We start from the raw sequence: 23,184 nt of genomic DNA on the forward strand, positions 1-23,184 counted from the left end.
GTGCGCCTTCCCACGGGGGCGCGCGCGTGCGCCGGGGCGGGCGGGGCGCCCCGCCCGGTGGTAAGCAGGAGTCGACTCCCGGTGGCGGACCCGCGGCACGGGCCGGCCACCCCGTCGTCCTCGCACGTTCCGCCCCCCATGACGGAGGACCGCGCATGCAGACCCCTTCGACCGGCGCGCCGCGCGGACGCCTGGCCTTGTGCACGTCCCTCGCGCTGATCGCCGTCACCGCGTTGCTGGGCGGGGCTCCCGGGGCCGGCGCGGCGGCGCCCCTCGCCGACCCACCCGTGCCCGTCCTGTCCTGGGGTCCCTGCGACGGACCGGCGGACGGTTTCGAGTGCGCGACCGCCCGGGTGCCGCTGGACCACCGCGCACCCACCGGGCGCACGATCCCGCTCGCGGTCACCCGGCGCCCCGCGGCCGATCCGGCCCGACGCACCGGTGTCCTGGTCCTGCACCCCGGCGGCCCCGGCAACTCCGGCGTGGACTTCGCCCGCGGCAGCCACGACGCCCTCCCCGCCGCCCTGCGCGACTCCTTCGACGTCGTCGGGTACGACATGCGGGGCGTGGGGCGCAGCGGACAGGTGGAGTGTTGGGACGACGCCCGGTACACCGCCGCCGTCGACGCCGCGCGGGGCGTACCGGGCCCCGGAGCGCTGCGGACCGCGCTGGCGCAGGGCCGCGACTTCGCCGACGCCTGCCGGGAACGCGCCGGAGAACTGGTGCCGTTCATCGGTACGGCGTCCAACGCCCGGGACCTCGACCTGCTGCGCCGGGCCCTGGGCGAGGAGACGCTCTCCTTCTACGGCCGTTCCTTCGGCAGCTACGTCGGCACCGTGTACGCGTCCCTGTTCCCCCGGCGCGTGCGCGCCATGGCCCTCGACGGGGCCTACGACCCCCATCTCTACGCGGACGTGCCGTACGCCTACGACACCGCCCAGTTCGTCGCCCTCGACGCGGCGGTGGGCCGCTTCCTGGACTGGTGCGCCGACGAGGCCGAGCTCTGCGGGTTCGGGGAGGGCCGGCCCCGTCAGGCCTTCGAGCGGCTCAAGCGGGACCTGGACGCCGACCCCGTGATCACCCCGAGCGGGCGCCCGGCGAGCGGCCACACGCTCGCCTACCGGCTCATGTTCAACATCAACGCGGGCAGGGTCGTCTGGCCCTACCTGGGGCAGGCCCTGAAGTCGGCCCAGGAACGGCGCAGTTCGTTCCTGTTGTCACCGCCCTCCCCCGCGACCTTCGACTTCCTCAACGTCAACCTGGCCGTCGAGTGCGTCGACCGCGCCTATCCGACCGGCCGGCCGCTCGCGGGCACGGTGGTGAGCGCGAACGTCGCCCTCTCCCCGCTGTTGGGTCCCCCGATCGGGCTCGGTCCGCCCACCTACGACCACAACCACGCGCCGACCTGCGCCCAGTGGTCGGCCCCGCGCACCGGCCGGTTCGAGGGCTCCTACCGGGCGGCCGGGTCCGCCCCGATCCTGGTCCTCGGCACCACCGGCGACCCGGACACCCCGTACCGGGACGCGGTGGCCCTCGCGCGGACGCTGGAGAACGGTCGGCTGCTGACCTTCGCCGCCGAGGGACACACCGCGTACAACCGGAGCGCGTGCGTCAGCGCCCTGGTCACGGACTACCTCGCCACGCTGGCGCTGCCCGCGCGGGGCACCGTCTGCGCGGACGAGGCTCCCCCGGAGCCGGTCGGCCTCCGTGTCCCGGGCGTCGAGGTCGACGAGACGCGCGACGTGATCCCCTTCCCGCGCTGAGCCCCGGCGCCGGGGCTCAGCGCGTGACGGCCCAGCGGTGCAGGAGCCCCGCCTTCGCATCGTGGGTGAGCCAGGTGCCGTCGCCGAGCGGCCGGACGAGACCGTCGACGGGGCGCGGGTAGTCGACGGTGCCGCGCACCGTGAGCGTCCGGGAGTCCAGTAGCCAGTGGCCGGGGAGAGCGGGGTCCTCGTCGTACTCGGTGGTGGTCGCGATGACGGTGTCGGCGTCGACGAAGCCACAGGCGTAGTCCCACGGGCGGCAGTCGTCCGCCTCGCCGCCGCCCTCGGCGGCCGGCGCCGGCCCGGTGGCCAGGACGCTGCCGTCCAGGGCGTGCAGCCGTACGTCCTCGCCGTAGTGCTCGACCGTCAGGAAGCCCGCGTGGGCGGGATGGACGTCCATGAGGATGCGGTCCTCGGTCTCGTTGACGTCCCACGTGGTGACCTCGGAGCCGTCCCAGCGGGCCCAGTGCAGCAGGATGCCGTCCTGCCCCATGCCGATGCCCAGGCCCATGTGGACGCCGTCCGGGTGCGAGAGGTGGTTCGAGCCGGAGGTCACGCTGGTGAGCGGGATCCGGGCGAGTTCGGCGCCGTCGCGGGCGTCGAGGACGACCCAGCACTCGTCGTGGGCGGCGGGCTCCTCGGGAGCGTGCGGGGCGACGACGTGCGCCCACACCAGGGCGCCGTCGTCGGAGACCCGGCAGGAACCGGACTCGTTGCCGCCGCAGACCTGCCGCTCGTCACCGGTGTGCTCGTGTCCGAACCGCTGGTCCCAGCAGCCGTGCCGGTACTCCCACAGGGTGGCTCCGTCCGCCCCGACGGCGCGGACGGAGCGCTGCCCGGAGAAGGCGGCGAAGCCGGCGTCCGGCGCCACCGAATGCTCCCCCAGGCGCCAACCCGGCCACGGCAGGGGGAAGGCGGCGACGGGGACCGGCGGGCCGCCCCGCCCCAGGTCGTCCAGGTCGTCCAGGTCGTACACCAGCAGGTCGTCTCCGGAGCGCAGCAGTGCGCGCCGGCTGGTGCCGCCCCGGGCCTCCAGGGCGAACCCGTCGATCAGTTCACCCCCGCCCACCAGGGGGGCCGAACCGAGCAGGTGTACGGAGATCGTCTTCATGACCCCGACCGTAGCCCCCGCCACCGACAGCGCCGTCGGCTACGACTCCAGGTACCTCAGCACCGCCAGGACGCGTCGGCTGTAGCCGGTGGCGCGGGTCAGCTCCAGCTTGTCGAAGACCGCGTTGAGGTTCTTCTCCACCGCGCTCAGGGAGATGTGCAGCTTCTGTCCGATGGCCGTGTTCGTGTGCCCCTCGGCCAGGGCCTCCAGCACGCTCCGCTCGCGCGGCGTGAGCCGGGCCAACGGGTCGCCGTGCGTGGTGCGCACCACGAGGCGGCGTACGACCTCGGGGTCGATGACCGCCCCTCCGGCGCGGATCCGTTCGAGCGCGTCCAGGAAGTCGTCGACCTGGGCCACCCTGTCCTTGAGGAGGTAGCCGACCCGCTCGGCGTTGACCGCGAGCAGCCGGGCGGCGTAGTTGCGCTCGATGTGTTGGGAGAGGACCAGGACGCCGACGTCGGGCCACCGTTCGCGGATGTCCACCGCGGCGCGCAGTCCCTCGTCCGTGTGGGTCGGGGGCATCCGGATGTCGACGACGACGATGTCCGGGCGCCGCGCGTCGACCTCCTCGATCAGCGACCGCGCGTCGCCGAGCGCGGCCACGACCTCGTGGCCCTCCTCGATCAGCAGGCGGACCAGGCCCTCCCGCAGGAGGGTGGAGTCTTCGGCCAGGATCACGCGCACGGCAGCTCCGCGGTGAGGGTGGTCGGTCCCCCGGGGGGGCTGTCGATGCGCAGGGTCCCGTCCAGTGCGGCCACCCGGCCGCCGAGCCCCGTCAGTCCGCCGCCGGTCGGGTCGGCGCCGCCCTTGCCGTCGTCCTCGACGCGCACGACGAGGAGGTCCCCGCGCCGCGTCACGCGGACGGACAGGGCGGTGGCGCCGGAGTGCTTGGTCGCGTTCGTCACGGCCTCGGAGACGACGAAGTAGGCGGCGGTCTCCACGGGGCCGGGCAAGGGTCCCTCGACCTCGAACGCGATGCGCATCGGCAGGCCGCACCGTTCGGCGACCCCGCCCAGCGCCTCGTGCAGACCGAGGCTGTCCAGGGCCGACGGGTAGACCCGCCAGGCCACCTCGCGCAGTTCGGTCAGCATGTCCTGGGAGTCCTGGTGCGCCTGGAGCAGCAGGGCCCTCGCCTGTTCGGGGGCGCGGGCGCGGCGGGCGCGGCCGAGCACCACGGCGAGCGCCACCAGTCGTTGTTGGACGCCGTCGTGCAGGTCCCGTTCGATGCGTCGGCGTTCCGCGTCCACGGCCCGGACGACCGCGGCGCGGCTGGTGGCCAACTCCTCGATCCGACGCCTCAGCAGCTCCCGTTCGGAGGGGCCGAAGCACTCCCGGGCGATCCGCGCGTCCAGGGCGGCCAGCGAGTACAGGCCCTGGAGGTCGAGGAAGAGCAGGACGCCGCCCAACGACACCTGGGTCAGGAGTTCGCTCCAGCCGAGCGTGCCCCGGGCGGCCGACGCGATCAGCAGGCCGGCCAGGACCGCGCCGAAGCCCAGCAGGCCGATCACGACCGCGCACAGCAGTCCCGTGGCGCTGCGCCGGGCGAGGTAGCGCAGGATCTTCGCGTCCGAGGCCTCGTAGGAGCGCGGGAAGCGGTCGCCGAAGAAGACGCGCCGGCGGGTGCGTTCCAGGGTGGCGAGCCGGCGGGCTCCGGCCGCCAGGGCGCGCAGGGCGTCGGGGCGGGTGCGCCGCCACAGCAGGAACGGGCCGAGGGCGGCGCCCGCGAGGAGGAGGTGGCCGGCGCCGAGCGGGGCGGTGGCGCAACCGAGCAGGGCGCCGACGGCGCGCCGGGGCCACGCGGTGGGCGGCCCGTCGGCGGGGCGGTCGTCGGCCGGGCGGTCGTCGGCCGGGCGGTCGTCGGCCGGGCGGTCGTCGGCCGGTGCCGCGCCGCGTGGCACGTCCGCCGCATCCGCCTCGCGTCGCGGGCCCGCGGGCTCGGCAGGACGCAGGCGGTCCGTCGCCGACGCCGCTTCCGCCGATTCCCCTGGCACGGGGTCCGACCCTAGTGCGGGGATCCGACCCGGGCAAGATCGTTGCGGGTGCGGGGGGCGCCGCGGGCGGGTCTCTCCGGTCACGAGGTGCGACGGTGCCGGGCGGTGCGACCGCGCAGCCGTACGGCGACGTAGCAGACCAGGGCGATCACGACGAGCACCAGGACGACCTTCGACAGGACGTCGACGTAGGTCTCCACGACGTCCCACCGGTCGCCCAGCCAGTAACCCGCCATCACCAGCACGCTGTTCCACAGGAGGCTGCCGGCCGCCGTCAACGAGAGGAAGACCGGCATCGGCATGCGCTCCACGCCCGCCGGTACGGAGATCAGGCTGCGGAAGATCGGCACCATCCTGCCGAGGAAGACGGCCTTGGTGCCGTGCCGGGCGAACCACCGCTCGGTCCGGTCCAGATCCGAGGTCTTCACCAGCGGCAGCCTGGCCCAGATCGCGTGGACGCGTTCGCGGCCGAAGAGCATGCCGATCCAGTACAGGGCGACGGCTCCCACCACCGATCCGAGCGTGGTCCAGAACAGGGCCGAGGCGAGGCTGATCACGCCCTGTCCCGCGGCGAAGCCGGTCAGCGGCAGGATCACCTCGCTGGGCAGCGGGGGGAAGAGGTTCTCCATCGCGATGGCCAGGCCGGCCCCCGGGCCGCCCAGCGTGTCGACGAGGTCGGCGGCCCAGCCGGCGAATCCCCCGGCGGGCTCCTGCGGCAGCGCCGCGTGGGTGGTTCGGGCGAGGTGGACGAGCTGCACGGGGTGCCTCCGGGTGTCGGCGTCGATCGCCCGGAACGGCCGTCCCGGGTACGTCTCCATCCTCGAAACCACCGCTCCGCGCCGGTATGGGGTTTGCCGTCCGACCGGCTGCGGTGGTCCGCAGGGCCCTTCCTGCGGGAAACCGCACTTGCGGGAACCGGGGGCGGTCCTCGTGCGACCAACTGCGTGGAACGGGCGCGGCGCTGCGGGAGGGCGAGGGATGGGCGGGCTGGACGTACGCATGCGGGGGGTCGTCTGCCGCCACGGTCGGGTCGAGGCGGTCGCCGACGTCGACCTGGAGGTCGGGGCGGGCGAGCGCGTCGCGCTGACCGGGACCAACGGCTCGGGCAAGACCACCCTGTTGCGCGCCGTCCTCGGACTGCACCGGCAGGTGTCCGGGAGCATCCTGGTCGGCGGTCGCGGTACGGGTTCGGCCGCCGAGTGGGCCTGGCGGCGACGGGCCTGTGCCTGGATCCCGCAGAAGCCCGCGACCGGCCGGTTCCCGCTGCTCGGCGCCGAGTTGCTGGCGGCGAGCGGAGCCCCGCGGGAGGCCGTCGACGCCGCGCACGGGCTCGGCGTCGGACCGCTGCTCGGACGGCCGTTGCACACCCTCTCGGGCGGCCAGTTGCAACGCGTGTACCTGGCCCGGGCCATGGGCGCGGTGGCCGCCGGTGCCGAGGTGCTGCTGGCCGACGAACCGACCGCCGCCCTCGACTTCGAGGGGCAGGAGGAGGCCGCCGGGGTCCTGGTCACGCTGCCGGTCACGCTCGTCGTCGTCACGCACGACCGGGCGCTCGCGGGGCGCTGCGACCGGGTGCTGGAGATGGCCGCGGGCCGCCTGCGGGAGGTCCGGTGATCCTCGCGGGCGCCGACCTCGGCGAACTGTTGCGACTGCTGCCGGTGCAACGGGCGGGCGTCGCGCTGTTGTTGGCGGCGATCGGCCTGCCGGTGATCGGGGTGATCATCGTGGGCCTCGACATCATGCCGGTGCGCTTCGCGATGATGCACGTCGCCCTGCTCGGCATCGCCGTCGGCCTGCTGACCGGCCTCGACCCGATGCTGTGCGCGCTGGTGGCCTGCGCCCTGGCCGGCGCGGGGGTGGCGCCGCTCGCGCGCACGCCGGACGGCCTGTCGGGGGCGATGGGGCTGCTGATGAGCCTGGCCATCGCCGCCGCCCTGCTCGTGCTGGCCGTCTCCGGGGTGAACGCCTCGGGCGCGTTCGCCCTGTTGTGGGGTTCGATCCTGTCCGTCGGCACCGCCGATCTGGTGGTGCTCGGGGCCCTCGCCGTCCTCGTACCCGCCCTCTTCCTGTGGCGGCGCCGCGACGTGGCGCTGCTGCTGTACGACCGGGAGCTGGCCCTGTGCTGCGGCGTACCGGTCCGGCTGTTGACCACGGCCCTGCTCGTGCTGGTCGCGGTGGCGGTGGCCGGGGCGATCAAGCTCACCGGGGCGTTGCTGGTCGACGCCCTCACCCTGCTGCCGGCCCTCGCGGCGCGCCGGCTGGGCACCTCGCTGCGGTCGATCACCCTCTGGGCGGTCGGCATCGGGGTGGCGGTGAACCTGATCGGGTTCCTCGTCGCCCTGCGGCTGGACTGGCCTCCCGGCCCGGTCCTCGTCCTCACCGCGGGGGCGGTCGTCCTCGCGGTCCATCTCATCCCCGAACGGAGCATCCGCACATGGCGCGCACCCGCGTCCGATTCGCTTCCCTCCTCGCACTGAGCGCGGCACTGGCGCTCGTCACCGGCTGCGGGAGCGGCGGCGACACCGCGTCGACCCCCTCGAAGGACGGCGCTTCCGGCCGGGCCGGGAAGCCGGTCGTGGTGGTCACCACGACCTGGGAGGGCGCCTTCGCGAAGGCCGCCGGCGCCGAGGACGTGAAGGTCATCGTCCCGCAGTCCGTGCACCACGCCCCGGACTACGACCCCAAGCCGTCCGACCTCGCCGCCGTCGGCAAGGCCGACTTCGTGCTGTACGCGCCGTTCGAGCCGTACGCGGCGAAGATCAAGGAGGCGGCCGGCTCGAAGGCGAAGCTGGTCGAGGTCGACCTCGACAACGACGCCGACAAGGTCAAGGCGGAAGTGGCCCGCCTGGGCGCGCTGTTCGGCACCCAGGCGGCGGCCGCGAAGTGGTCGGCCGCCTTCGACGCCGAGTACGCGGCGCTCGCCGAGGGCGTGCGGGGGGCCTGGCCCGGGGGCAAGAGCCCCACGGCGGTCGCCCAGGTGTTCACCACCTGGTCGGCGAAGCTGGCCGGCGCCACCACCGTGGGTACGTACGGGCCCGAGGCCGTCACCCCGGCGCGGCTCGCCGAGCTCTCCGCCAAGAAGCCGGCCCTGGTCCTGGACAACGCCCACATGTCGACGGGGACCGTCCTGCCGGATGCGGGCGCCCGGCAGGTGAAGATCGTCAACTACCCGGGCGAGGACCTGGACCTGCTGCCGGTCTACCGCGCCGCGGCGGCCGAGGTGAAGAAGGCGCTGGCCGGCTCCTGACGCACGGCGCCGCGCGCGGAGGGTGGGAAGGGCGCCGGAAGCGCCCTCCCACCCTCCGCGCGTCGACGGTCCGATCCGTCAGCCCGCGTGGGCGAGCGGCGGTCTGTCCCCGGCCGCCGGGGCGGGCGGTGCGGTCGGGGCCAGCCGGGCGCGCAGGGCCGCGCGGTCGGGCTTGCCCGCCGGGGTCAGCGGGAGCTGCGTCAACACCAGCAGCCCTTCGGGGTGTTTGCGCCGATCGAGCCCCCGGTGGGTGAGGTGCTCGCCCAGCGACTCCAGCGTGGGGGCCTCGGGGCCGCGCGGCACCACGCAGGCCGCGAGGCGTTCGCCCATCAGCTCGTCCGGTACGCCGACGCACACCACGTCGCGGACCCGCGGGTGCGAGGCGAGTTCCCGTTCGACCTCGGCGGGGCTGATGTTGGCCCCGCCCCGGATCACGATGTCCTTGAGCCGGCCGACGACGTGCAGGACGCCGTCCTTGTCGATCAGGCCGAGGTCTCCCGTGCGGACCCAGCCGTCGGGGGTGCGGTAGCGGGCGTCCAGGTCCGGGGCGGCGACGTAGCACATGGGGGTCATGGGGCCCCGTGCGACGATCTCGCCGATCTCCCCGTCCGGCAGCCTCTCGCGCGTCCCCGGGTCGGTGATCCGGATGTCGGCGACGCGCGGATCGGGTCGGCCGGCGACGACCCCGGTCCCGTCCGCCTCCGGGACCTCGTGGCCCAGCCCCGTGTGGCAGTTGACGCCGTCGGCGGACCCGTAGAGGTTCACGACGGGGCAGCCGAAGGCCCGGCCCGCGTGTTCCGCCGTCGTCTCGTCGAGGGCGGACCCGCCGAGGACCAGGGCGGTGGGTGACGGGAGGGAGCCGCCGTCCGCGTCGAGCCGTTCGAGCATCATGCGCACCATCGTGGGGACGCCCAGGACGTGCGTGGGCTCGTGCGCGCGGACGGCCTCGAGGGCGGCCTCGGGGGTGAAGTGGTCGAGCAGGACGAGGGTTCCGCCGTGCCGGGCGAGGGTGACGGCCGTGCCGTTGGAACCGAACGCGGACGCGAGCGGTACGAGGAACAGGCACCGCGGGGGCGTCCGGTCGGGCATCAGCGAGGCGAGGAAGTTGCCGCGCCCGCCGGCGAGGGCGTTGTGCGAGTACGCGACCATCTTCGGCTCCGCCTCCGAGCCGGAGGACACCAGGATGCGGGCGGCGCCGTCGGGGTCGGGGCGGGCGGGGACGAAGGCGGAGGCGTCGGTGCGCAGCAACGCGTGGAGGGCGACGGTCCCTTCGGGCGCGCTGCCGGCGCGGCCGGCGGCGATCACGTGGCGCAGGGTCGGCAGGGTCGGGGCGAGGGCCAGCAGGTCGGCGGCGTGGTGGTGGCCGCGGTGTTCGACGGAGGCGATGACGGCGACGGCCTCGGCCCGCCGCAGCAGCCCCCGCGCCTCCCCGCCGCCCCGGCCGACCGGGAACGGCAGGGCCACCGCGCCGAGTGCGGCGAGGGCCAGGTCGGCGATCACGGCCTCGCGTCCGTTGGGCAGTTGGACGCCGACCACGTCACCGGGGCCTATGCCGAGGCCGCGCAGGCCGGTGGCCAGACATCGGACCTTGCGGTCCAGCGCCGTGTAGCAGAGCGCGCCCTTGGCGTCGATGACGGCGGTGGCGTGCAGGTCGGCGATCTGGCGGGCCCGGAAGAGGCTGTAGAGGTCGAGGTCGGGGCAGGTGCCGTCGGCCACCCACGAGCGGCGCAGATCGGCGGGCAGCAGGTCGTGCAGGGCGACGGTCACGTGAAGCTCCAGGGGTCGGGAACGGCGGGGGCCCCGTGCGCGTCGCGGCCGATCGAGCCGGTGAAGCGCGGGTCGTGCGGCAGGTCGGACAGGTCGGTGGTGACCGGGGTCGCGGCGAGGCCGTGCGCGCGCAGCAGGGCGAGCGCCTCGGGGGTGGACAGGGCCGTCAGGTCGTACGCGGCGGCGGCCGCCGCGCACGCGTCGGTGGGGGCGATCGAGCCGTCGGCGGTGCGCAGGGGCCGCCGGAAGCCCGCCGGCCGGCGGGGGTCCTCGCCGCGGCGCGCCCGGTGAAGCGCGGGCCCGAGGAGGACGTCGGAGGCGCCCAGCAGGGAGGAGTCCACGCGTACGCCCCCTCCGGTGCGCTCGCGCGCCAGCAGTCCGGCCAGGACGGCCTCGGCGCCGACGAGCCCGCCCATGACGTCGAGGAGGGTCATGAGGGAGGGCGCGGGTGTGGTGCCCCGCGGGCGGGCGGCCTCGCCGACGCCGGTGCGGGCCTGCACCATGAAGTCGGTGCCCATCGGCGCGTCGTCGATGCGGCCGGTGCCCCAGCCGCCGGTGTAGGCGTAGACGAGGGAGGGGTTCGCGCCGGCCAGGTCCTCGTGGTCGAGGCCCAGTTCGGCGGCCTTGCCGGGGGCCCAGTTGTGCAGGAACACGTCGGCTCCGGCGGCCAGGTCGAGGAGGCGGCGCCGGTCGGCGGGGGACTTGATGTCGACCTCGACGGCCCGCTTGCCCCGGTTGAGCGCGAGCCAGCGGGCGGAGGTGCCCGAGCAGGCGGGGGGCATCGCGCGCAGCGGATCCCCACCGGGGGGCTCGATCCGCACGACGTCGGCGCCCAGCAGTCCCAGCAGGTGCGCGGCCAGGGGTGCCTGGATGCGGCGGCCGGCCTCCAGGACGGTCAGCCCGGCCAGCGGGCGTTCGACGGTGGGCGTGGTGGACGTGACGGGCGTGGTGGACGTGACGGGCGTGGTGGACCTGGTGGACGAGGTCCGCGCGGTGCGGTGTCCGGCGCCGTACGCGGCCAGGTCCCAGGGCGCCGCGCCGTCGTGCTCGGCGGCGCGCTCGGCCAGGGTCCACAGGCGGCAGACCTCGGCGCCGGAGAGCGCGGCGGCCTCCCGTACCCGCCGCCAGGTGTGGGCGCGGGCGGTGGTGTGCAGGGCCTCGGGCAGGGGCGCGCAGGCGGTGGCGTAGCGGAACTGGAAGGGGCGCCAGCCGGATCGGACGGCGTCGGCGGGGGTCTCCAGGGCCCGCCAGAACGCCGCCCAGGCCCCGGGGTCCAGGGTCTCCAGCTCGAAGTGGGTGCCGTCGGCGGTGGTGAACGGGGGCCCGCCGGGGGCGAGTTCGGTGGCCTCGGGCTCGTCGGCGCCGGCCGCGGCCAGGTACTGGGACACCGCCAGCAGGCCCGCGCGGTCGACGCTCGTCGCCACCCGGCTCGGCCGGCCGGTGGAGGCGCCCCGGGCCCGGCCGACCAGGGCGGCGAGCAGACCCTGAGCGGTGAGGACGCCCGCCGCGGTGGCGGCGTAGTCGAGGGCGAGGCCGTGCGGGGCGCCGTCCCGGCGTCCGTGGACGGCGGCGATGCCGGTGGCGGCCTGGACGGTGGCCTCGTCGAGCAGGCCGCTCGCCGGATCCGCGGCCCAGTCCAACGACGCCCGCACGTCGGTGTGGTCGGCGCCCGACAGGGCGAGGCGCGCCGTGCGGTCGTCCGCGCGGGTCGGCTCCGTCCTCGGGCCCGTCCTCCGGTCCGTCCTGGGGCCCGCCCTCCGGTCCGTCCTCGGGTCCGCGCCGAGGAGCCGCAGGTGGGCGGCGGCCAGGTCGGTCAGCTCGGGGGGACCCGAGGCGGAGAGCCGTAGCCCTTCGAGCGGTCGGACGGTCTGGGTGATGGCTGGTGACGCCATGCCCCTCCTCTTCTCCTGGCGCGTGGCGGTGGCCCGCGCCGCGGATGTGCGCGACGCGGGAACCAGGTCGGGTTCGGCCCCGACCAGTTCCTCGGGGAGACAGTCGGACAGTCGTTCCCACGGGTTCCCGACGGACTGGAGGAAAGTGGTGGACGACCGAGCGGAATCGGGCCGCGGGTGGCACGAACCGGCCCTGGAGGACGAGGGGTTGACGGATCGCGTCGCCGCGTTCGTGCGGAGCCGGGTCGTGCCCCTGGAGCCCGTGCTCGACGCCGGGGGCCCCGCCGCGACCGCCGCCCTGCGCGCGGTGCAGGAGCAGGCGCGGAGGGCCGGCCTGTGGGCGCTGCCGCTGCCCGTGGAACTGGGCGGCCAGGGGCTCCCCCTCGCGCGGTACGTCCGGCTCGCCGAGGCCGAGGGCGCCAGCGACCACGGTCCGGCGGCGCTGGGCTCCGCGCCCCTGCTGGACGTCACGATGCTGTGCGACCACGGCGGCGAACGGGTCCGCTCGCTGTACGCCCGCCGGTTGGTCTCCGGGGAGCTGCGCGCCTGCTACGCGATGACCGAGCCCGACACCCCGGGCACCGATCCCTTCCTCACCGCGACCCGCGCCGAGCGGAGACCGGGCGGCGACTGGACCGTCACCGGCCGCAAGTGGTTCACCTCGGGCGCCGACGGGGCCGACCTGGTCACCGTGCTCGCCCGCACGGACGGGGAGCCGGGCGAGCGCACCGGGCTCTCGCTCCTGCTGGTCCCCACCGACGCGCCGGGCTTCCGCGTCGTACGCGAACTGCCCCTGTTCGGGGCCTCGGGCCAGTGGGAGATCGAGTTCGACCGGGTCACCGTGCCCGCCGACCATCTCGTCGGCGCGCGCGGCGGGGCTCTGGCCGTCGCGGGCGAGCGGCTGCGGTGGGGCCGCACCCTGCGTTGCCTGCGCTGGCTCGGGCAGGCGCAGCGCGCCTTCGACCTCATGTGCGAGCGCGCCAACTGCCGTACGGGGTCGGGCGGTCCGCTCGCCGGCCACCAGCTGGTGCAGCAGCACGTCTTCGAGGCCCTGCTCGCCCTGCGCACGACCCGGCCGCTGGTCCACGAGGCGGCGGACCGGGTCGCGGCCGGGCTCGACGCGCGCGTCGAGGTGGGGCTCGCCAAGGTCGCCGCGGCGCGCATGCTCCAGCAGGTCGCGGACGCGGCCATCCAGGTCCACGGCGCGGCGGGACTCGGCCCCGACACCGCCTTGCCGGCGCTGTTGCGCACGGGTCGGGCGGCCCGCATCCTCGACGGCCCGGACGAACTGCACGTGACCTCGGTGGCGCGCCGGGTCCTGCACGCCCGTGCGAACGGCGAGCGGGTGAGCGGCTGACGGCGCGGTGCGGGGCGGACGGGCGCGGGACGGACGGGCGCGGGACGGGCCGGCGCGGGGCCGGGCGTCACACCTCGCGGACGTCCACCAGGCCCGTCAGCCCGGCCAGCGCGAGGGCCAGGAAGAAGTCGCCCCACACCGACTCGTGCCGTACGGCGACGCCCTTCCGCGCGTCGTAGCAGCCGTCCAGCAGCCGGCCCCGGCTCAGGTGCGCGCCCACCAGGCGCTCCAGGATCTCGGCCGCGCGCCGCGCGTGCTCCGGGGCCCGGGGGCCCGGTACGCGGGCGAGTTTCAGCAGGGCGAGCGCCGTGATCGCGGCGGCGGAGGTGTCCCGCGGGCCGTCGGGCCTCGTCTCGTCGGCCGGGGGGACCAGGGGCGCGCGGGGGTACGTCCACGGCGCGGCCAACAGTTCGGCCGCCCCGTACAGGCCGTCCGGGGTCCCGCGGGGGACGGCGGGGCGGTGCAGGGCGTCGGCCGCCGCGAGCAGCAGCCAGGCCCGGCCGCGGCTCCAGCCGGCCGGCGGGTCCTCGTACGGTCGCCATCCCGCGCCGTCCGTGAAGAGCCGGGCGGGGACGAGGGCGCCGTCCTCGCGCAGGCACAGGTCGAGGTGTCGGTGGAGGTGCGAGGCCGCCGCCTCGGCGCCCCGCGGTCCGGCGGCGGCGAGCAGCGGCACCGTGCCGGGCACCCCGTCCACCCGGGCCAGCAGCCGGGGGCCGCCGAGGGCCGACCCCCAGGGGACGAGCCCCAGTCGGGGGTCCAGCGCGGACAGCACGGCCCGGGCGGCGCGGGTGCGCAGCTCCCGCGCCGCGGCGTCCGGGGCGGCCAGGGCCGTCGCGTACCAGAGGATCAGGCCGCGCGTGGAGGTGTCGGCCTCCACCCAGCCGGCCAGCCGGGCCGTGCACGCGGCGGCTGCCGCGCGGTCGTCGGGGTGTCCGGTGCGGCGGGCCCGCAGCCACAGCAGCCCGGCCCAGAAGCCGCCGGTCCAGGAACCGCGGCCGGTGGTCACCCAACGGCCGGTCCGCGGGTCGGCGTACAGCGGGAAGCGGTCGCCGACCTCGGCGCGGGTGACGGCGACCCGGTCGAGGAGCTCGCCGAGGGCGCCCCGGGCACGGTCCGCGGCGAGCGCGCCGGTCGCGGCGCTCACGCGGGGGCTCCCGCGGCCGGGCGGCGCCGTTCGCGGGCCGCCCAGGTGGTGGCCACGGCGCAGGCCGCGGCGAACTCGGCGGCCACCAGCAGCCAGCCCGCCGCGTACCGGTCGCCCTGCGCCAGGAGTCCGAACAGCGGTGGTCCGACGGCGAAGCCGGTGAAGAATCCGGCGGCCACGAGCGCCGAGTCCTGCCCGGCCCGGCCGGGGGCCGCCCGCTGCATCACCAGCACCATCGAGACGGCGTTGGCCGAGACGGCGAACACCCCGACCGCCACGGCGGCCACCCAGACGAGCGGCCTCAGGTGCGGCGCGGCGGCCAGCAGGACGGCGGCCACGACCGCGCCGGCGGCGAGCCCTCCCGGCAGCCACTCGGCGCGGCCCGGGCGGGCCGCCTTGGACCACCCGATCCGCCCGGCGATGCCCGCGACGCCCAGGACGGCCACCAGGGCGGCGGCCGCGCCGGGTCCCATGCCGAGCTCGCGGGCGCCGAAGAGCGCCACGTACGTGTTGATCGAGGCGATGCCGCAGCCCAGGAAGACGGAGAAGACCGCCAGTCGGGCGACGGCGCCGCGCGCCGGCGGCAAGGGGCGCGGCGGCGCAGGGGGCGCCGGCGGGTCGGCGGGCAGGGCGCCCCGGGCCCACACCGCGGCGAGCAGGGCGGCGGCGGAGGCCGTCCACACCGCCCCGCGCCAGCCGACGGCTCCCGCGAGGGCGGCCAGGGGCAGGCCCGCCGCGAACGCCCCCCACTGGACTCCCGACTGCTTCATCCCGGTGACCGCCCCGCGCCGGGCGGGCGCCACGGCCGCGAGGATCGCCTTGTTGGTCGCCGGGTTGGCCAGGGCCTGCGGCAGGCCGCCCAGCGCGACGGCGGCGAGGAGGAACCCCGGACCGGGCGCGGCGCCGATCAGGGCGAGCGCGAGCGCGGACACCGACAGCAGGGCGACGAGCGAGCGCCGGGGCCCGATCCGGTCCACCAACCGCCCGCCGAACGGCGACAGGACGGCGGCCGATCCGAAACCGATCGTCGTCGTCAGCCCGAGCACCGTCACCGGAACGCCCAGCTCGTCCACCAGCCTCGGGCCGAGCGCGCCGAGCAGGAACAGCTGCACCATCGAGAAGGCCATGGCGCTGGTGAGCAGGGCCGTCAGCCGGCCGTCCGCCCCTGCCCCGGCGGCCTTCGCCGAGGACGTCCGTTCCCCCACCGCCACTCCGTTCCCCGCGCTCGCCGCGTTGCCGTCATTCGGGTCCAGGACAGGAGTCGGAGCGGCCAACGAGCAGGTTCCCGGGGGCTGTTGTGGCGTACGCCACAAGTGGTTTTGTCAGGTGACGCCAATTTCCGACGCCCCTCTGGGAGCACCACCGGGAGGATGCGACCATGAGCCCGCCATGACTCCCGGTCGATGTTGCCGCGCGCTCAGGGCCGCCATGTTCGCGGCCACCTGCGTGCTGCTCGCGTCCCTGGGCCACGTCCTGATGTCGGGCCAGGCGGTCCCCTGGTGGGCCGTCGCGCCGGCCGTCGCGGCCACCGGGGCGCTCGCCTGGGCCCTCGCGGACCGCGAGCGCGGCCTCTTCGCCGTCACCTCCGCCACGGTCGCCGTCCAGGCGGCCCTGCACACGGGGTTCTCCCTGGCGCAGGCGGTCGCCGGCCGCTCCGCCACGGCGGCGGGCGGCGGCTCCTTGGCCCGCCGGTGGGCCCGGTACCTGCTGTGCGGCCCGGCGGACGCCGCCGCGCCGCCGCCTTCCGAGGCCGTACGCGCCGTGGCCGGGGCCGGACTCGGGGGCGCGCTCCATCCGCCGCCGCCCACCGCCGGCCACGCGCACCACGTCGCGGCCTCCGCCTCCTCCGCGCACGCCTCGCACGCCTCGCACGCCTCGCACGCCTCGCACGCCTCGCACGCCGTCCACGCGATGCCGGACGGCGGCGCGGGCGCGGACCTGGCCGCGTCCGCGACCGCGTCGACGTCCACGCTCGCGTCCGTGCCGATGCCCGCCGGCCACGACATGGGCGCCATGTCGCCCACCGGCATGCTGGCCGCGCACCTGCTCGCCGCCCTCCTGTGCGGGCTCTGGCTCGCCTACGGGGAACAGGGCGCCTTCCGCATCCTGCGCGCCCTCGCGGGGCTGCTCCTCGTACCGCTGCGCCCGCTCTTCCGCCTCCCGGCGCCCCCCGACCGCCCGCGCCTGCGCGCCCGCCGCGACCGTCGGCGCCGCCCGATGCGCGGGCTGCTGATCGTCCACGCCATCACCTCACGGGGTCCGCCCCCCGGGACCGCTGTCATCTGACAGCCGGCTCACCGACGCGCACCGGCACACCGCCCCCGCGCCTCGGTCATCGGCCATGCCGTCCGGCAGGCCGTACCGCCCACCGGCCGCACGCCACGCCCACACCGCGTGCGCGGCGCCGGATCCCGGATCCCGGATTCCCAGAAGGACATCAGGCGATGACCCCTGCCCTGCTTCCCCGTCCGACCGTCACCGAGACGGCACCCCCACGCCACACCGACGGCCCCGACGAGTCGACCACCCTGTTGGCGCTCGCCGCCCGCGACGGCGATCCCGACGCGGTGGACCGCTTCGTGCGCGCCCTGCACCGCGACGTCCGGCGCTACGTCGCCTACCTCAGCGCCGACCCGCAGTCCGCCGACGACCTCACGCAGGAGACGTTCCTGCGCGCCCTGGGGAGCCTGCACCGCTTCGAGGGCCGCTCCTCGGCCCGTACCTGGCTGCTCTCGATCGCCCGGCGCACCGTGATCGACAGCCTCCGCCACAAGGCCGCGCGGCCCCGGATCTCCGACCGGGACGACTGGCAGACCGCCGCCGAGCAGACCCAGCCGCGTGACCTGCCGGGCTTCGAGGACGGCATCGCGCTGGCCGACCTGCTGGCGACGATCCCGGCCGAGCGCCGGGACGTCTTCGTCCTCACCCAGGTCCTGGGCCTGCCCTACGCCGAGGCCGCGACCGCCCTCGGCTGCCCGATCGGCACCATCCGCTCCCGCGTGGCCCGGGCCCGCACCTCGCTCATGGAGCTGATCGCGGACGCCGAGAGCGAGCGGCGCTCCGCCGACGGAAACCACCGCGCCGGCGTGGCCGCCTGACGGTCCGTCGCGTCCGGCGGAGCGGGGCGGGGGCGCACACCTCCCCCGCCCCTCCCGCCCCGACCCTCACCCTCCACCTCACCGTTGGACTCGTCGCGCGCCTCACGGGGCGTCCGGCCTCCCGTAGCGCTCCGCGAGGAGGGTCACCGTCCGGGCGAGGGCCTCGCGCAGTGCGGGAGGGTCGAGCACCTCGGCCTCGGCGCCGAGCGCGAGCAGGTCACCGACCGCCACGGACTCCGCCTCCACGGCCAGTTCGACCCGCACCCAGCCGTCCCCGTCCGGCGGGCCCGCGCCCTCGACGGCCCGGGTGCCCGCCGCGCCGAAGCGCATGGGGAGGAGTTTTCGCGCGCGGGGCGAGATCCGCAGCCGGGCGGTGCCCTGCCGCGTCGCGGCCTCCATGCGCCGGGAGGACTCCTCCCAGTAGCCGGCCAGGTCGAAGCCGGCGGGCCGCTCGAAGGTCGCTCCCGGCACGTCCACCGCGAGGAACCGCGAGACCCGGTAGGTCCGTACGGTCCCCTCCGCCCGCGCCACCACGTACCAGATGCCCGCTTTGAGGACGAGGCCCAGGGGATGCAGTTCCCGGTGCACCTCGCCCCTCCACCGCCGGTAGTGGGCGCGCAGCACGCGCTGTTCCCACACGGCCCGGGCGACGGCCTCCAGGTGGGGGACGGGGTCCGCCTCCCGGAACCAGGCCGGCGTGTCCAGGTGGAAGCGGTCCTGGACGCTGACCGCCCGCTCCGCCAGTGGGGCGGGGAGCGCGGCCCGCAGCTTCAGGCGGGCGGTCGCCGCCACCGCGCCGAGTCCCAGGTCCCGCGCCGGCCCCGGCGCCCCGACCAGGAAGAGCGAGCCGGCCTCCGCGTCCGTCAGGCCGGTCAGTCGCGTCCGGTACCCCTCCATCAGGCGGTAGCCGCCGGCCGGTCCGCGGTCGGCCACCACGGGGACGCCGGAGGCGCCGAGCGCCTCGACGTCCCGGTAGACGGTGCGGACGGAGACCTCCAGCTCGGCGGCGAGTTCGGGGGCGGTCATCCGGCCGCGGTTCTGGAGCAGCAGGAGCAGGCGGAGGAGCCGGTCGGCGCGCATGGCGCCATTGTCCCCGTACCTGACAGAAGGTGTCAGGTACGGCGGACAGGCTGGTCCCGTCCCGCGCGGAGCAGACCGCGCGGCCCATCCGACAGGACACGCGCCCATGCCCGTAGAGACCGACGGCCACTTCACCTTCACCGACTGGAAGGAGACGGCGCTCAGCCCGGGCGCCGCGATCCCGAGGCTCGCGCACGCCCGCGTCGCGAACACCTTCACCGGCGGGATCGAGGCCGCCGACACCACCTGCGCGTACACGATCGCCTACGTCACCGACCTGGCCGGGACCTTCTCGGGCATGGAGGTGCTGACCGGCACCCTCGACGGTCGGGCGGGCTCCTTCGCGGTCGAGGAGCGGGGCTCCTTCGACGCGGACGGCACGCGCTGCGCCTTCGAGGTCGTCCCGGGGTCGGGCAGCGGCGAACTGACCGGGCTGCGCGGAAGCGGCGGCTTCACCGCCCGGCACGGCGAACCGACGGTCGCCTACTCCTTCACCTACGACCTGGACTGACGCGGCGAGCGGGCCGCCCCTCGCGGGCGGCCCCTCAGCGGGGCGGGGTGGCCGACAGCGGGGTCGCGATCTGTTCCAGGGAGCGGCCCTCGGCGGCCACCGCGTAGAAGAAGGCGACGATGCCGGCGGCGACCATCAGCGCGGCGCCGACGCAGAAGGCGAGCACGGTGTCGCCGACGACCCCGCTGGAGGTGAGTTCGGCGAAGATCAGCGGGCCGGAGATGCCGCCGGCCGCCGTGCCGACGGCGTAGAAGAAGGCGATCGCCATGGCCCGGGTCTCCATCGGGAAGATCTCGCTGACCGTCAGGTAGGCGGAGCTCGCCCCGGCGGAGGCGAAGAACAGGACCACGCACCAACAGGCGGTCATGGTGACGGCGTTCAGCACGCCGGCGTCGAAGAGCCAGGCGGTGGCGAACAGCAGCAGCCCGGACACCACGTACGTACCGGCGATCATGGGACGGCGACCCAGGGTGTCGAACAGCCGGCCGAGCAGGAGGGGGCCGAGCAGGTTCCCGAAGGCGATGACGGCGAAGTAGTAGCCGGTGGCCCCGCTGGGGACGTCGAAGAACCGGATGAGGATGCTGCCGAAGCCGAAGGTGATGGCGTTGTAGAGGAAGGCCTGCCCGATGAAGAGCGAGAGGCCGAGGACGGCGCGGCGGGGGTAGGAGCGGAAGACGGTCTTCGCGATCAGGCCGAAGCCGACGGCGCCGCGCCGGGTGACGGTGATGGACTCCTCGGGCTCCACCAGCCGTACGCCCTTCTCCTCCTCCACCCGCCGTTCGACGTCGGTGACGAGCCGCTCGGCCTCCCGCGACCGGCCGTGGATGAACATCCAGCGGGGGCTCTCGGGCACGTTGCGGCGCACCAGGAGGATCACCAGGCCCAGGACCACCCCGAGGGCGAACGTCAGTCGCCAGCCGAGCCACTGCGGGAAGAGGTCGGTGTCGAGGGCCAGGACCGACAGCAGGGCCCCGGCGACCGCCCCCAACCAGAAGCTGCCGTTGATGATGAGGTCGACGCGTCCCCGGTACCTGCTCGGGATGAGTTCGTCGATCGCCGAGTTGATGGCCGCGTACTCGCCGCCGATGCCGAAGCCGGTCAGGAAGCGGAAGAGGAAGAACCACCAGGACGAGAAGGAGACGGCGGTCAGCGCGGTCGCCGCCAGGTACACGCCGAGGGTGACGAGGAACAGCTTCTTGCGGCCGTAGAGGTCGGTCAGCCGGCCGAAGAACAGGGCTCCGGCGCAGGCCCCGGCCACGTAGAGGGCCGCCGCGAGGCCGGTCACCTGGGCGTCGGTGATGTCGAGCCCGCTGCCCTCCTCGGAGAGCCGCCCCGCGATGTTTCCGACGATGGTGACTTCCAGGCCGTCCAGGATCCAGACGGTGCCCAGCCCGATCACGATCATCCAGTGCCACCGCGACCAGGGCAGCCGGTCCAGCCGTGCCGGGACCTTCGTGGTGAGGGTCCCCGTCTCCCGCTCCGACAGATCAGCCATGCGGTCGCGCATGCCCGACCCCCCGGGCCGCAAACGGAGCCGTCCGGCCGGCGGGCGGACGAGGGCCCGGCCCGCCGGCCGGACGGGAGGCGTTACGGCGCCAGTCGGCAGGCCGTCACGGCGGTGCCGTTGGTGACGCCGCCCGCGGTGAGACCGGACACGCACTGCTCGTGTTCGCCGCCCGACCCCGTGGTGCAGGCCGTGCGGATCGAGACGGGCACCTCGCCGCCCATGAGTTCGCGCTCGACCTGGTTGATGCAGGCCGAGACGTCCGCCTGCGCGGCGGGGGCCGTGAAGGCGAGGCCGCCGACGGCGAGCGTCAGGCCGGTGAGGACACCTGCGATACGGGTCGACGTACGGGTCGACGTGCGCATGGGACGCACCTGCTCTCCGGGGTCGTGGCGCGGGGCGGCCCGGGGGCCGGACCCGCGTGGGAACGGCGCCGAGCGCGGGCGGCCGGCGCGCGGTCGTCGGGCCCGGGGCCCCGCCCCGGACCGGCTCGGCAGGTCTTCCCCTCCTACCGTCGACGCTAGAGCAGCCCCCAGCCCCGCGCACCCGCTGGGCCCTTCACCCGGACGGACGCCGTACCGGAGCCGGACGCGTCGTGCCCCCGCACCGACGGACGGGGGCGGGGGCACGGGCGGGGCGGGGCCGGTCAGGGGCAGCTGACGCGGACGTCGCCGGGGTCGGTGGTGCAGGTGTCGGTGCCGGATCCGCCGTTCGCGGTGTCGTTGCCGGGGACGGCGTCGGTGGTGGTGAGTCGGTCGTTGCCGTAGGAGCCGGTCAGGGTGTCGTTGCCCGGGCCGCCGTTCAGGGTGTCGTCTCCGAAGCCGCCGTCGAGGTTGTCGTTGCCGAAGCCGCCGTGGACGGTGTCGTTGCCGTAGCTCGCGTTGACGGTGTCGTTGCCGCCGAGGCCGCAGATCACGTCGTGGGAGAAGCCGCCGTTCAGCGTGTCCGCGCCGCTGGTGCCGATGAGGGTGCAGCCGCGGGAGTTGTTCACCGAAGTGCTCGCCGTGGCCCTGTTGTTCGAGGTCCCCGGGTCCTGCTGGGCGGCGCCCGCCTCGGCGGTGTCGGTGATCGTACCGACGGCCCGCGGCTCGGCCGTCACGGTGACGGTGGCGCTCGCGCCCGGGGCCAGGGAGCCCAGGGCGCAGCCGGCCGTCGTGGCGGTGGTCGTGCAGGTGCCCTGCGAGGGCACCGCCGAGACCACGGTCGCCCCGGCTCCGGCGAGGGTGTCCGTCAGCGTGACGCCGGTCGCGCCGGCGGTGGAGGCGGCGGAGTTGGAGACCGTCACCGTGTAGGTGGCCCGGTCACCGATGCTCACGGTGGTCGTGCCCGTCTTCGTCACGGCCAGGTCCGCGGTCGGCGTGGGCGGCGGGGTGCCGTCGCCGCCCTCGTAGCGGGCCAGGGCGAAGGAGAAGCCGGCCCCGTAGCCCGCCGCGACGATCCTGCCGTCCGGCTGTACGAGGACCCCTCGGGCCTCGTCGAAGTCCCCGAAGCCGGTGATCACGAAGCCGTCGCCGCCGAAGCCGGTGTCCAGGGTGCCGTCGGCGTGGAAGCGGGCCAGGCCGAAGTCGTTGGCCTCGGAGCCGTTCGGGTCGTCCGCGCGACCGGCCAGGACGATCTTGCCGTTCGACTGGAGTGCCATGGCGTTGGCGGTTCCGCCGTCGCCGGGGAAGTTGACGGTGGTGCGGCCGCCGGTGCCGAAGGAGGCGTCGGGGCCGCCGTCGGCGTTGTAGCGCAGGAGGGCGAGCCCGGCGCCGCCGGAGCCCGCGGCGAGGATCCGGCCGTCGGGCTGGACGGCCACGGCGTTGCCGAACTCGGTGCCGCCGAAGTTCGCGGTCACCGTGCCGTCGCCGCTGAAGCCGGTGTCGAGGGTGCCGTCGGGCAGGTAGCGGGCGACGCCGATGTCGAAGGCGGTGTTGCCGACGTGGCCGACCGCGACGATCTTCCCGTCCGGTTGGAGGGCGAGGCCCCGGGCGATGCCACCGGCGTCCTGGGGCGAGGTGGGCGTGAACCCCGCGACCACCGCGCCGTCACCGCCGAGGCTCGGGTCGAGGTCCCCGTCGGCTTCGAGCCGGACCAGCGCGAAGCCTCCGCCGGGGCCCTTGCCCGCGGCGACGATCCTGCCGTCGGGCTGGACGGCCACGTCCGCGCCGTCGGCGGAGCCGCCGAACTCCTGGACCCGCACCAGGCCGCCGTCGCCGAAGCCCGTGTCGAGGGTGCCGTCGGGCAGGTAGCGGGCCACGGAGAAGAAGCAGCAGCCACCGCCCTCCTCCGCGATCACCTCGGTGGTGCCCACGACGACGATCTTCCCGTCCGACGGCTGGATCGCGACCGCGTTGGCCGTGTGGCTGCCGCCGCCGAAGTCGTCGCTCGCCTTGCCGTCCCCGGAGAAGCCGGGGTCGAGGGCGCCGCCCGGCGTGTAGCGGGCGAGGGCGAAACCGGCCTCGCCCAGGCCCACGACGACCAGCTTGCCGTCGGCCTGCCGTGCGATGTCGTGGCCCTCCGCGTAGGCGCCGAACGGCGTGGTCACCCGGCCGTCGGTGTCGAAGGTCGGGTCCAGGTCCCCGGGGGCGGCCGAGGCGGTGCCGGGCAGGGCGAGCGCCAGCGTCAGGCCGAGCGCGGTCAGCGCCCCGGCCGTGCGGCCCGGCCTGCGGCGCCGCTCGGCGGGTCCGGTGTGTGCGTGGGTCATGGGCGTACGAACCTCCGGCTGGGCGGGGTACGG

The 23,184-nt window shown here is 75.8% G+C and carries 20 protein-coding genes; 8 read left to right on the top strand and 12 right to left on the bottom strand.

Annotation, left to right across the window (positions count from 1 at the left end):
* The first annotated feature begins 155 nt into the window (after nucleotides 1–155).
* A complete protein-coding gene (locus tag ACZ6ZI_RS33710) occupies nucleotides 156–1,763 on the top strand; it encodes an alpha/beta hydrolase (protein WP_469527409.1) in 1,608 nt (535 codons plus the stop codon).
* Nucleotides 1,764–1,779: 16 nt separating this feature from the next.
* Here the strand turns inward: ACZ6ZI_RS33710 and ACZ6ZI_RS33715 are convergent, their stop codons facing one another.
* The 4 genes from ACZ6ZI_RS33715 to ACZ6ZI_RS33730 all read right to left on the bottom strand — a co-directional run bounded on the left by ACZ6ZI_RS33715 (nucleotide 1,780) and on the right by ACZ6ZI_RS33730 (nucleotide 5,683).
* Complete coding sequence (locus ACZ6ZI_RS33715) at nucleotides 1,780–2,874, bottom strand: hypothetical protein (protein WP_469527412.1); 1,095 nt, start codon at nucleotides 2,872–2,874, stop codon at nucleotides 1,780–1,782.
* Nucleotides 2,875–2,913: 39 nt separating this feature from the next.
* A complete protein-coding gene (locus ACZ6ZI_RS33720; protein ID WP_469527415.1) occupies nucleotides 2,914–3,558 on the bottom strand; it encodes a response regulator transcription factor in 645 nt (214 codons plus the stop codon).
* Nucleotides 3,549–4,646: a sensor histidine kinase gene (locus ACZ6ZI_RS33725; protein WP_469527559.1), complete on the bottom strand. Its 1,098-nt coding sequence runs from the start codon at nucleotides 4,644–4,646 to the stop codon at nucleotides 3,549–3,551. Before ACZ6ZI_RS33725 ends, ACZ6ZI_RS33720 begins: the two co-directional genes overlap by 10 nt.
* A gap of 299 nt (nucleotides 4,647–4,945) precedes the next feature.
* Nucleotides 4,946–5,683: a DedA family protein gene (locus tag ACZ6ZI_RS33730; protein ID WP_469527418.1), complete on the bottom strand. Its 738-nt coding sequence runs from the start codon at nucleotides 5,681–5,683 to the stop codon at nucleotides 4,946–4,948.
* 160 nt (nucleotides 5,684–5,843) lie between these two features.
* Between ACZ6ZI_RS33730 and ACZ6ZI_RS33735 the strand changes: the two genes are divergently transcribed.
* From ACZ6ZI_RS33735 to ACZ6ZI_RS33745, 3 genes are read left to right on the top strand one after another with little or no spacing between them, the layout of a single operon-like run.
* Nucleotides 5,844–6,479, top strand: a complete 636-nt coding sequence (locus tag ACZ6ZI_RS33735; protein ID WP_469527420.1) for an ATP-binding cassette domain-containing protein — start codon at nucleotides 5,844–5,846, stop codon at nucleotides 6,477–6,479.
* Complete coding sequence (locus tag ACZ6ZI_RS33740; protein ID WP_469527423.1) at nucleotides 6,476–7,342, top strand: metal ABC transporter permease; 867 nt, start codon at nucleotides 6,476–6,478, stop codon at nucleotides 7,340–7,342. The genes ACZ6ZI_RS33735 and ACZ6ZI_RS33740 overlap by 4 nt, the downstream gene beginning before the upstream one ends.
* Nucleotides 7,300–8,112: a metal ABC transporter solute-binding protein, Zn/Mn family gene (locus ACZ6ZI_RS33745; RefSeq protein ID WP_469527425.1), complete on the top strand. Its 813-nt coding sequence runs from the start codon at nucleotides 7,300–7,302 to the stop codon at nucleotides 8,110–8,112. The genes ACZ6ZI_RS33740 and ACZ6ZI_RS33745 overlap by 43 nt, the downstream gene beginning before the upstream one ends.
* 78 nt (nucleotides 8,113–8,190) lie before the next feature.
* On the opposite strand, the gene ACZ6ZI_RS33750 is transcribed toward ACZ6ZI_RS33745, so the two are convergent.
* Together ACZ6ZI_RS33750 and ACZ6ZI_RS33755 are read right to left on the bottom strand one after the other, a co-directional pair.
* Nucleotides 8,191–9,879 carry a class I adenylate-forming enzyme family protein gene (locus tag ACZ6ZI_RS33750; RefSeq protein ID WP_469527428.1) on the bottom strand — a complete coding sequence of 563 codons (1,689 nt, stop codon included), beginning with the start codon at nucleotides 9,877–9,879 and terminating at the stop codon, nucleotides 8,191–8,193.
* Nucleotides 9,876–11,771 carry a CoA transferase gene (locus tag ACZ6ZI_RS33755; protein WP_469527430.1) on the bottom strand — a complete coding sequence of 632 codons (1,896 nt, stop codon included), beginning with the start codon at nucleotides 11,769–11,771 and terminating at the stop codon, nucleotides 9,876–9,878. The genes ACZ6ZI_RS33750 and ACZ6ZI_RS33755 overlap by 4 nt, the downstream gene beginning before the upstream one ends.
* Before the next feature lie 148 nt (nucleotides 11,772–11,919).
* Here ACZ6ZI_RS33755 and ACZ6ZI_RS33760 point away from each other — a divergent pair, with 148 nt between their 5' ends.
* Nucleotides 11,920–13,128, top strand: a complete 1,209-nt coding sequence (locus ACZ6ZI_RS33760; protein ID WP_469527431.1) for an acyl-CoA dehydrogenase family protein — start codon at nucleotides 11,920–11,922, stop codon at nucleotides 13,126–13,128.
* Nucleotides 13,129–13,195: 67 nt separating this feature from the next.
* Here the strand turns inward: ACZ6ZI_RS33760 and ACZ6ZI_RS33765 are convergent, their stop codons facing one another.
* A complete protein-coding gene (locus tag ACZ6ZI_RS33765; protein WP_469527434.1) occupies nucleotides 13,196–14,272 on the bottom strand; it encodes a sugar ABC transporter permease in 1,077 nt (358 codons plus the stop codon).
* Nucleotides 14,269–15,399: an MFS transporter gene (locus ACZ6ZI_RS33770; RefSeq protein ID WP_469527562.1), complete on the bottom strand. Its 1,131-nt coding sequence runs from the start codon at nucleotides 15,397–15,399 to the stop codon at nucleotides 14,269–14,271. Before ACZ6ZI_RS33770 ends, ACZ6ZI_RS33765 begins: the two co-directional genes overlap by 4 nt.
* A gap of 262 nt (nucleotides 15,400–15,661) precedes the next feature.
* On the opposite strand from ACZ6ZI_RS33770, the gene ACZ6ZI_RS33775 reads away from it, so the two are divergent.
* Nucleotides 15,662–16,558 (top strand): hypothetical protein, encoded by an 897-nt coding sequence (locus ACZ6ZI_RS33775; protein ID WP_469527437.1) that lies wholly within the window; start codon nucleotides 15,662–15,664, stop codon nucleotides 16,556–16,558.
* Nucleotides 16,559–16,716: 158 nt separating this feature from the next.
* Nucleotides 16,717–17,370 (top strand): sigma-70 family RNA polymerase sigma factor, encoded by a 654-nt coding sequence (locus ACZ6ZI_RS33780; protein WP_469527439.1) that lies wholly within the window; start codon nucleotides 16,717–16,719, stop codon nucleotides 17,368–17,370.
* Between the two features lie 102 nt (nucleotides 17,371–17,472).
* Here the strand turns inward: ACZ6ZI_RS33780 and ACZ6ZI_RS33785 are convergent, their stop codons facing one another.
* Nucleotides 17,473–18,450 (bottom strand): helix-turn-helix transcriptional regulator, encoded by a 978-nt coding sequence (locus ACZ6ZI_RS33785; RefSeq protein ID WP_469527440.1) that lies wholly within the window; start codon nucleotides 18,448–18,450, stop codon nucleotides 17,473–17,475.
* Between the two features lie 106 nt (nucleotides 18,451–18,556).
* Between ACZ6ZI_RS33785 and ACZ6ZI_RS33790 the strand changes: the two genes are divergently transcribed.
* The gene (locus tag ACZ6ZI_RS33790) at nucleotides 18,557–18,961 is read left to right on the top strand and encodes a DUF3224 domain-containing protein (protein ID WP_469527442.1); all 405 of its coding nucleotides are present in this window, start codon (nucleotides 18,557–18,559) and stop codon (nucleotides 18,959–18,961) included.
* Nucleotides 18,962–18,995: 34 nt separating this feature from the next.
* Here the strand turns inward: ACZ6ZI_RS33790 and ACZ6ZI_RS33795 are convergent, their stop codons facing one another.
* The 3 genes from ACZ6ZI_RS33795 to ACZ6ZI_RS33805 form a co-directional block, all read right to left on the bottom strand.
* Nucleotides 18,996–20,456 (bottom strand): MFS transporter, encoded by a 1,461-nt coding sequence (locus tag ACZ6ZI_RS33795; protein ID WP_469527444.1) that lies wholly within the window; start codon nucleotides 20,454–20,456, stop codon nucleotides 18,996–18,998.
* A 92-nt stretch (nucleotides 20,457–20,548) separates the two neighbouring features.
* Complete coding sequence (locus ACZ6ZI_RS33800; RefSeq protein ID WP_363058496.1) at nucleotides 20,549–20,830, bottom strand: hypothetical protein; 282 nt, start codon at nucleotides 20,828–20,830, stop codon at nucleotides 20,549–20,551.
* A gap of 281 nt (nucleotides 20,831–21,111) precedes the next feature.
* Nucleotides 21,112–23,151: a calcium-binding protein gene (locus tag ACZ6ZI_RS33805; RefSeq protein WP_469527447.1), complete on the bottom strand. Its 2,040-nt coding sequence runs from the start codon at nucleotides 23,149–23,151 to the stop codon at nucleotides 21,112–21,114.
* Between the last annotated feature and the right edge of the window lie 33 nt (nucleotides 23,152–23,184).

The organism is Streptomyces sp. NPDC103540 (assembly GCF_055584445.1).